This window comes from Bacillota bacterium (genome assembly GCA_024655925.1).
In the GTDB taxonomy this organism is placed as follows: domain Bacteria; phylum Bacillota; class DTU025; order DTU025; family JANLFS01; genus JANLFS01.
This window is the reverse complement of the sequence record JANLFS010000001.1, coordinates 62,859-71,365: the sequence shown is the minus strand read 5'-3', so window position 1 is coordinate 71,365 and position 8,507 is coordinate 62,859. Positions and strand designations below refer to the sequence as shown.

General features: G+C 56.8%; 9 protein-coding genes. All 9 read left to right on the top strand.

The genetic code is table 11. The annotated features are described in order from the left end of the window. A partial coding sequence (locus NUW23_00310; protein ID MCR4424623.1) for a M24 family metallopeptidase occupies nucleotides 1-972 on the top strand: 972 nt, incomplete at its 5' end. Nucleotides 973-986: 14 nt separating this feature from the next. Next, a complete protein-coding gene (gene tdh / locus NUW23_00305; GenBank protein MCR4424622.1) occupies nucleotides 987-2,033 on the top strand; it encodes an L-threonine 3-dehydrogenase in 1,047 nt (348 codons plus the stop codon). 12 nt (nucleotides 2,034-2,045) lie between these two features. Further along, entirely contained in the window at nucleotides 2,046-3,029 is a 984-nt protein-coding gene (locus NUW23_00300) for a sugar phosphate isomerase/epimerase (protein MCR4424621.1), read from the top strand. 24 nt (nucleotides 3,030-3,053) lie between these two features. Beyond that, on the top strand, nucleotides 3,054-3,713 hold the full coding sequence (locus NUW23_00295) for an aspartate/glutamate racemase family protein (GenBank protein ID MCR4424620.1): 660 nt from the start codon (nucleotides 3,054-3,056) through the stop codon (nucleotides 3,711-3,713). Nucleotides 3,714-3,743: 30 nt separating this feature from the next. Continuing rightward, complete coding sequence (locus tag NUW23_00290) at nucleotides 3,744-4,931, top strand: pyridoxal phosphate-dependent aminotransferase (protein ID MCR4424619.1); 1,188 nt, start codon at nucleotides 3,744-3,746, stop codon at nucleotides 4,929-4,931. 97 nt (nucleotides 4,932-5,028) lie between these two features. Next, complete coding sequence (locus NUW23_00285) at nucleotides 5,029-6,141, top strand: ABC transporter substrate-binding protein (protein MCR4424618.1); 1,113 nt, start codon at nucleotides 5,029-5,031, stop codon at nucleotides 6,139-6,141. 131 nt (nucleotides 6,142-6,272) lie between these two features. After that, complete coding sequence (locus NUW23_00280) at nucleotides 6,273-7,190, top strand: branched-chain amino acid ABC transporter permease (protein ID MCR4424617.1); 918 nt, start codon at nucleotides 6,273-6,275, stop codon at nucleotides 7,188-7,190. 11 nt (nucleotides 7,191-7,201) lie between these two features. Continuing rightward, nucleotides 7,202-8,167: a branched-chain amino acid ABC transporter permease gene (locus NUW23_00275; protein ID MCR4424616.1), complete on the top strand. Its 966-nt coding sequence runs from the start codon at nucleotides 7,202-7,204 to the stop codon at nucleotides 8,165-8,167. Between the two features lie 46 nt (nucleotides 8,168-8,213). After that, nucleotides 8,214-8,507, top strand: a 294-nt coding sequence (locus NUW23_00270; protein MCR4424615.1) for an ATP-binding cassette domain-containing protein, incomplete at its 3' end; no start/stop codon positions are given.

Below are 8,507 nucleotides of genomic sequence, written 5' to 3'. Positions count from 1 at the left end.
CTTTGTGCGGAGCGTACGTATCCTAGCATGGCTGCGGCTGTCAAAGACATTGCCGGAACCGGGCTTGTTGGGTATGAAGAAGACACCCTCGGCGCTTCTGCGTTAATGGACCTGCGTCATGCAGGTGTGTCTCTGGCGGACGGAGGCGGAGTCATGCGCGATTGGCGGGAGGAGAAGGCCCACTACGACATACCGTACTTCGTCATATGCGCAATGGCCTCCAGGTACGCAATTGATGGAGCGGCCGCTTTTGCCCACACAGCTATCTGCTCCGGGGTCGAGGTGTCCGAAAAGGACGTCGACAGAGTCTACCTGAGCCGACTGAAGGAGTTTGCTGTCGAAAACAAGCTTCCAGTCACCCTCGAACTCTACTTCACCAACAACCATGCCGGATCGAGGACCATCTACCCGTCTAGGCCAGGAAACTACAAGCTCTCGAAGGGCATTAACTCCCTCAAGATCGACGCCGGGGTATTTGCGTTCGATGATGGCCTCTTCCATGCGTGCAGCGACATCGCAAGAACAGTCACCACTTCGGACGCCGCAGAGGAAGTATTCGATGCTATGGAACGTGTCATGTTGGAAGAGACGATCCCGGGGATACTCCCTGGAATGACTGGAGAGCAGATTCACTCCATGGGCGTAAACCAGATGGGAGCGAAAGAGAGCGTCTTCCGAAAGCATGGCTACATGCCAGACAGCTTTTCATGGCGAACTGGCTACCCACGTGACATAGGTCACGTATTAGAACGCCAGGAGTCCAACACTTTCGGGTTCAAGCCCGGAGTTACGCGACCGGTCCATGCTGGCATGGTCGGATGTGTGGAGTTCCACTGTGCCTACGACGGGCATGCGATGACGTGTGAGGATTCGTTCGTCATAGACGAAGGTGGGGCGATTGTAATAAGTCGCGGACCCCAGGAGTTCGGATCCGATGGCAAGGTGATTCGACGACGGCAATCGATACGATGAAAGAAGGTGTCACTATGGTTCGGACTATGAAAGCCCTGGTCAAGGCAACCCCCGGACCCGGCGCTCAACTCCTGGACGTTGAAGTGCCACGGGTCAAACCAGGGCATCTGCTGGTCCGAGTTCTCGCCACGGCGATATGCGGCACGGACATTCACATATATGACTGGACTGAATGGGCGCAGAAAAGGATCAAACCCCCGATGGTGTTCGGCCACGAGTTCTCCGGAGAGGTTGTGGAGGTTGGCGAAGGTGTCACGCAGGCCGCTCCCGGAGACCTGGTCGCGGGGGAGACTCACATTCCCTGTGGAGACTGCTACCAGTGCCGAACGGGTCTTCAACATGTATGCCAGCGGATGGCAATACTAGGAGTCCACACACCCGGGGTCTTCTCGGAATATGCACTGATTCCCGAAGCTTGTGCCTGGAAACTGCCCCCCGGAACGCCACCGGAGGTTGGAGCGGTGTATGAGCCGTTTGGTGTGGCTACCCACGCGGTCCTGGCTGAAGATGTCTCCGCCAAGAGCGTGGCCGTATTCGGCTGCGGTCCGATAGGGTTGTATGCGGTGGCAGTCGCCCGAGCGTGTGGGGCTGCGAAGGTCATTGCGTGCGAAGTCAGTCCAGAGCGACTGGCCTTCGCGGAGAAGCTTGGAGCGACCCATCTCCTGAACCCCAGGGAGTCAAACGCCGTGGAGGCCATCTTCGAGATCACCGGTGGTGTAGGTGTCGATGTGGGCGTCGAACTGTCGGGCGCTCCGGCTGCACTTCGGCAAGTGCTCGCGGCCATGACCCGAGGCGGAAGGCTGTCCATCGCCGGGCTCCAGGCAAGACCCGTCGAAATCGACGTGGTCGACGATATTGTGTACAAGGAACTCCGAGTCTACGGAGTAACAGGGAGAGTCATGTACGGTACCTGGTACAAGGTGGCATCCCTGATTCAGTCAGGCCTTGTTGATCCGCGGCCCGTTACCACTCACAGGTTCAAAATGTCTGAGGTTGATGCGGCTATGGACACAGCTAAAACCGGCAAAGCGGGTAAGGTGATTCTTGCGCCTGAGGTGTAGGGAGGGTGCTCAGTGGTTGACCAGGTTCGATCGACCTGGAATGATTCAATATCACTAGGTCTCGTGTTCCCAGCGGCGTTTCCTCAGTTCGCGTCCGGAGAAGGGAACATTCTCGATACTCTCGCCTCGTGTTTTGCTGATAGGTTCTTTGGGGCTGTCGAGATGGGACCCATAGCCGACTCAAAGCAGCGTGCGGAGGTAGCCGGGTTCGTCAAGGAACGTGGGCTCGGATGCGTATATCTCGCTGGGATCCCAATCCTGCGGGAACGTCTCAATCTGTCCGCCATCGACGAGGCAGTCAGGTGGTCAGCCGTCAGAAGAGTGGTGTCCATGATCGACGAGGCTTTCCAACTTGGAGCGTGCCTGATGCTTGTAAGCAGTGGCCCGGACCCAGGGGTACACTTGCGCGAGAGAGCACTGGAGCAACTAGCCAAATCACTGTCTACCATATGCCGTTGCGCCGAGGACTACTCGGTTGAAGCGCCTCTCATGATCACCCTCGAGCACTATGATAGGGATATCGACAAGAGGTTCCTTCTGGGACCCTCCGCCGTGACGGCTGAATTTGTTCGCGCACTCAAATCAGAACACCCCAACCTGGGAATCACGCTGGATCAGAGTCATATCTGCCAACTCGGGGAGAGCCCCGAGATGGCGCTGGGCCACCTTGCTGATCTCGTTGCTCATGTCCATCTGGCGAACTGCGTGATCTCAAACCCTCTTAGCCAGCTTTACGGCGATCAACACGTGCCTTTCGGTATCGAGGAAGGAGAGTGTGGCGATGACGAGGTACACGAGTTCCTCAGAGCCCTCATGAACAGCGGGTACTTCTCCCGCCCCAACTCTGCCGGAAGCGCTATCGTCTCACTTGAGGTGCGCCCTCCAGCCGGCACGGACCCGTGGACCGTTCTCGCTCAGTCCAAGGCCACTTTCGAGAGAGCCTGGATGAGACTACCTGAGCGGGTTACGCCTACTAGCACCCGATTGAGAATCTAGAACAATCTGTTAGGGGGTGTCAGATTGGCGCGCAAACTTGCGATAGTGCACACTGGACCGGTCACGATAGAGCCGCTTGCGAAAGTCTTCGCAGAGGTGGCGCCGGACTTGACTCTTGTGAATATCGTCGATGACAGTCTGCTGAAAGATGTGATGGCTGTCGGGCATGTTACCCCCAAGGTTTTACAGCGCATGTGCTGGTACTTCGGTGCTGCGGAGCAACTCGGCGCAGACGCGATACTGAATGCGTGCTCCACGGTGGGCGACGCCTCGGACATCGCTGCGCAGACAGTGGGGATACCCGTTGTTAGGGTGGATGAACCCATGGCGCGGGAGGCGGTGCGAATTGGAACACAGATTGCGCTTATGGCTACAGTCCCTACCACCGTTGGACCCAGCACCAGGCTGATTGAACGTTGTGCGGCCAAGGCAGGTAAGGATGTAACAGTCAAAGCGCGCCTGTGTTCGGACGCTTTCCAACTCCTGCTCGCGGGGGACAAGGCAGGGCACGACAACGTGCTGCTGTCTCAGATCCGTGATGCGGCCCGAGAGGCCGACGTTGTTGTGCTGGCTCAAGTATCCATGGCCCGACTCCTCGATTCCTTGGGTGATGACGTGGGTGCCCCCGTACTTGCTAGCCCAGTGCTCGGAGCCAAGGAAGCAGCTAGAGTCGTTGGGCAGTAGTTACCTCGGAGTAAGGAGGCGTCGCGTTTAATGGATCCAATAGCCACTCCCGCGGACCGAATGGACCTCGTGCCGTTCTCGGGGATCAGAAAGGTATTCGAAAGAGCTAAGGCCTTGCAGCGCGAAGGGCGCCCGGTGGTGTTCATGGAAACGGGGAGACCGGACTTCGATACGCCTGCGCACATCAAAGAGGCCGCCAAGCGGGCACTCGACGCGGGACACGTGCATTACACATCGAACTTCGGCATACCTGAACTGCGTGCAGCGATCGTTGAGAAGCTCAAGCGGGAAAACGGGCTGGATTACGATCCAGACTCCGAGGTTCTGGTGACGGTGGGCGCTGCCGAGGCCATTTTCGACGCATTCCTGGCGTTTTTGAACCCCGGGGATGAAGTTCTGTTCCCCGAGCCAAGTTGGCTCAACTACGCGGCCGCGGCGCGAATCGCTGAAGCTGTACCTGTCCCCATGCCCCTCAGAGAAGAAAACCGTTACCAGATCGACCCTGACGAGGTGGAGGCCCTGATCACCCCGAGGACCAAGATCCTTGTAGTGGTCACGCCTCACAATCCCACAGGAGCCGTCCAGAGTCTAGAGGTTCTGGAGCGACTGGCGGCCATCGCCCTCAAGCACAACCTCATAGTGGTGTCAGACGAGATATACGAGAGAATCACTTATGATGGCCTAACTCATGTGAGCATGGCTTCATTCGACGGCCTCAGGGAGCGGACAGTGCTGGTAAACGGGTTCTCAAAGGCGTACTCCATGACCGGATGGCGACTCGGGTATGTCGCGGCGCCAACGTCCATGGTGCAAGCCATGAACCGGGTGCACCAATACAACGTTGCCTGCGCTTGTTCGTTTGCTCAGGAAGGAGCGGTTGCTGCCCTTCGTGGGCCTCAGGACTGCGTATCACACATGGTTGAGGAATTCCGGAGGCGAAGGGATCTCGTGATTGGCGCCCTGTGCGAGATACCGCGGCTGTCGTGCGTTACTCCTGGGGGGGCGTTCTACGTATTCGTGAACGTTACCGGACTGGGCATGACGTCCGAGACATTCTGCACGGAGCTGCTGGAAAGGCAGTATGTGTCTTCGGTCCCCGGGCCAGTTTTCGGGACTTCCGGCCGGGGATATGCAAGGTTCTCCTACGCCACCTCCTATGAGGCGCTCGAGGATGCCATGGGCAGGCTCCGGAGCTTCTGTGATCAGGTTTCCGCATGAGCAGTGAGGAGGTGATGACCTAGTCAATCCCAAGACCGGTTGTGGTTAGGTTCGGACTCATGAGTTAGCCCAGTATCAAATGAGGAGGTCACAGTTGATGAGACGTATTTACGTAATCCTGGCGGTCTTCGTTGTACTGGCCATGACCGTAGGGTCCACTGCCGCCACGCCTTTCAAAGTTGGCTGTATTACGCCTTTGACAGGCGGCGGAGCAGGGGCTGGAGTGCACATCAAGTATGGTGCCGAACTCGCGGTGGCTGAGATCAACGCTGCTGGCGGGGTCGGCGGACGCCCCGTGGAGCTCATCGTAGTCGACGATGCTGGCATCCCTGCTCAGTCCGTTTCCGCGGCGAATAAGCTTATCTACCAGGATAACGTCGACTTCCTGATTGGCGGAAACATAAGTTCGACGGTTCTCGCTCACATGCAGGTGGTTGAGAAGGCGGGAGTCCCGTACATCGTGACAACGGCCTCCAACGCGCTCATTACGCGGCCTGAGAACAAGTGGGTTGTTCGGCTGCACCAGAACGACGATATCCAGTCGGCTCACCTCGCAGACTTCCTCGTGAACGTGCTTGGAAAGAATAAGATTTCCATTCTCTATGATGCAGGCGACTACGGAGTAGGCTGCAAAAACGCCTTCACCAAGAGGCTCCAGGAACTTGGACTAGACCCTGTGATCTCGCTGGGGTTCAACTGGGGCGATAAGGACTTCATGTCGCAGCTGATCCGTATCAGGGAGAAGAACCCCGATACCGTGGCTTTGTTTGGACAACAAGCCGAGGCAGCCATCATTACCAACCAGATGAGGCAACTAGGCATGAATGCACTCATCTGTACGACCGGCGGGTTCGTAGTCCCCAAGTATATCGAACTCGCGCCCGGAACTTCTGAAGGCGCCATCGGAATCACCACATTCAGCCCGTTTGCAGATGACCCGGTAGTAAAGACGTTTGTTGACACCTACGAGAAGAAGTACAAGACGCTTCCGACTCACCATGCGTGGAACACCTACGAGGCATTCAAGTACATCCTGAAGCCTTTGGTAGACAAAGTCGGCACAGATAAGGCCAAGATGCGTGACGCTCTACGCTCATGGAAGTGGACCGCGCTCGGGGTCGAGAAGTACTTCGATGAGACTGGCCAAGTTATCATGCCGTCTCTGTTCATTGAGGTCCAGAACGGTGTGTGGAAGCCATTCAAGGGCTAGACACAGAGATCTAACACGTTAGGCAGCACCAGCGTACCCGGGGCCAAGCGGGGCCGGCCAGCGCCTTCCTGCATCTTGGAGCTGGTGGCCCCTCCCTTGCTCCGTAAGTGGGGATAAGTGAGGTGGCAGGCTTGGCGACCACTATTCTCATGCAGTATATAGTCAGCGGACTGGCTATCGGCAGTGTGTACGCGCTGATCGCGGTCGGATACGCCATGATTTGGAAGGCGATGGGTATCCTCAATTTCTCGCAGGGCCAGGTGTTCATGCTTGGCGGCTTCTTTGGCCTCACTGCCTTGCGACTAATGGGAAGTCCCGTTCGCGGCAGTATCCCTGTCATACTTGGACTGGTGGTCTTCGTTGGGGTTTCTGCCATAGTCGTGGCCATAATGACGCAGACTCTGGTGTTCTCCCCCATACAGCGGCGTACCCCGAAGGAGAGGTTCAAAGTCAACATGCTGGTCTCCACGATGGCCGTCGGGATCATTCTGGAGAACGCCGCCAGGTTGATCTGGACTTCCGAGCCCCTGTTCTTCCCAAGGGTCTTCGGGACCAGAGTCTTCATATTTAGTGGAATAGCTGTTCCGGAGCACTATGTGCGTATCATAGGCCTGGCCGTTGTGCTGGTGGCGCTGCTCCAAGTCCTCATGTTCAAGACCAAAATGGGCCGAGCCATGCGGGCGATCGCGCAGGACCGCGAAACGGCAGCGTTGATGGGAGTGAATGTGAAGCAAGGCATATACACCACTCTTGCGGTCACCTACGCCCTGGGTGCGCTTGCCGGCACCCTAGTCGCTCCGCTGCTCTACGTCTCTTTTGACTACGGGCCGGTATTCGGCCTCAAAGGCTTCACCGCCGCTGTGGTCGGCGGCATAGGCACGATACCCGGGGCCATCCTCGGCGGGCTTGTACTGGGCGTCCTGGAGAATGTAGGAGCTGGCCTAATCGCGTCGACGTACAAGAACGCAATCGCGTTCGTGATTCTGATCGTAGTCCTTCTTGTGAAGCCGTCAGGCATCCTGGGCAAGAGGGCCGTAGAAAAGGTGTAGGTGAGTCCAACGTGAGCAAGGAACTGAGAAAGTGGGCACCGTGGCTTATGGGAGGCGTAATACTCTCTCTGTTACCCCTTGTCCTCCAACAGTACACGATCCATATCCTAATACTAGTCGGGATCTACATCATATTGGCGTTTGGCTTGAGCCTAGTAAGCGGCTTCGCTGGTCAGCTGTCCCTCGGACAGGCTGCTTTCTATGCTGTGGGCGCGTATGTATCCGCGCTTCTTGCGGTCAGGTTGGGACTTCCGTTCTGGATCGCAGCACTCGGAGCAACGGTGGTTTCCTCGGCAATGGGAGTCGTCTTGGGGTTACCCACTCTACGCTTGTCTGGCATCTACCTCACAGTGGCAACTGTGGGTTTCGCCGAAATCGTGCGGCTTGTTCTACTGAATTGGACTCCTGTGACCATGGGGCCAATGGGAATCCGTGAGATCCCGTGCCCAACGATAGCGGGATTCTCACTCAATACACCTTTCCGGTACTACTACTTGGTGCTGGTTGCAGCCATAGCGAGTTTCTTCGTCGCGTCGCGGATAGTCAATTCACGAGTGGGCAGAGCATTCATCTCCGTGGCTGACAAGGAAGTTGCCGCTCAAGCCATCGGCATAAACCCAACCTACTATAAGACGTTGGCATTTGTCCTCAGTGCCGCATTTGCCGGCTTTGCCGGTAGTCTGTACGCGCATTATATTGCCTACCTGCACCCCGATGCGTTCACACAGGCAGAGTCGATTATGGCCGTAACCATTATCGCGGTCGGGGGAGTCCGGAGCTTGTCCGGCATTGTAGTGGCAGGTACGGTGCTTGTGGCTGCCATGGAGTATCTGAGAGCTTTCTCGGAGTTCCGCCTGATCATGTATGCACTACTATTAATCATCAGTCTGATATTCATGCCTGATGGGATCGGTGGAATAGCACGACAGCTTGCCGCCGCGAGCCGGAAGTCGCGCAAGCTCGCAGTCGGAAAGTGATAGGAGGATCAGCGTGGGGACTATCCTGAAGATCGAGAACGTCACCATGATGTTCGGCGGCCTTGCTGCCCTCAAAGGTGTATGTGTAGATCTTGAGCAAGGAGAGCTGCTGTCGATCATCGGCCCAAATGGTTCGGGAAAGACGACTCTCTTCAACGTGGTGACAGGCATATACTCACCAACCTCGGGGCGGGTTTCGTTCATGGGTGTACCGATAACCGGGAAGCGGCCCTACCAAATTGCCGCCATGGGAGTGGCGAGAACCTTCCAGAACATAAACCTCTTCGACACCATGACTGTTCTCAACAATGTGATTGTGGCGACATGCTGTCCCACAATC

What these genes read in the sequence shown, in the direction of transcription:
- tdh (MCR4424622.1), top strand. Translation starts at nt 987, where the DNA reads ATGGTTCGGACTATGAAAGCCCTGGTCAAGGCAACCCCCGGACCCGGC.
- NUW23_00285 (MCR4424618.1), top strand. Translation starts at nt 5,029, where the DNA reads ATGAGACGTATTTACGTAATCCTGGCGGTCTTCGTTGTACTGGCCATG.
- NUW23_00290 (MCR4424619.1), top strand. Translation starts at nt 3,744, where the DNA reads ATGGATCCAATAGCCACTCCCGCGGACCGAATGGACCTCGTGCCGTTC.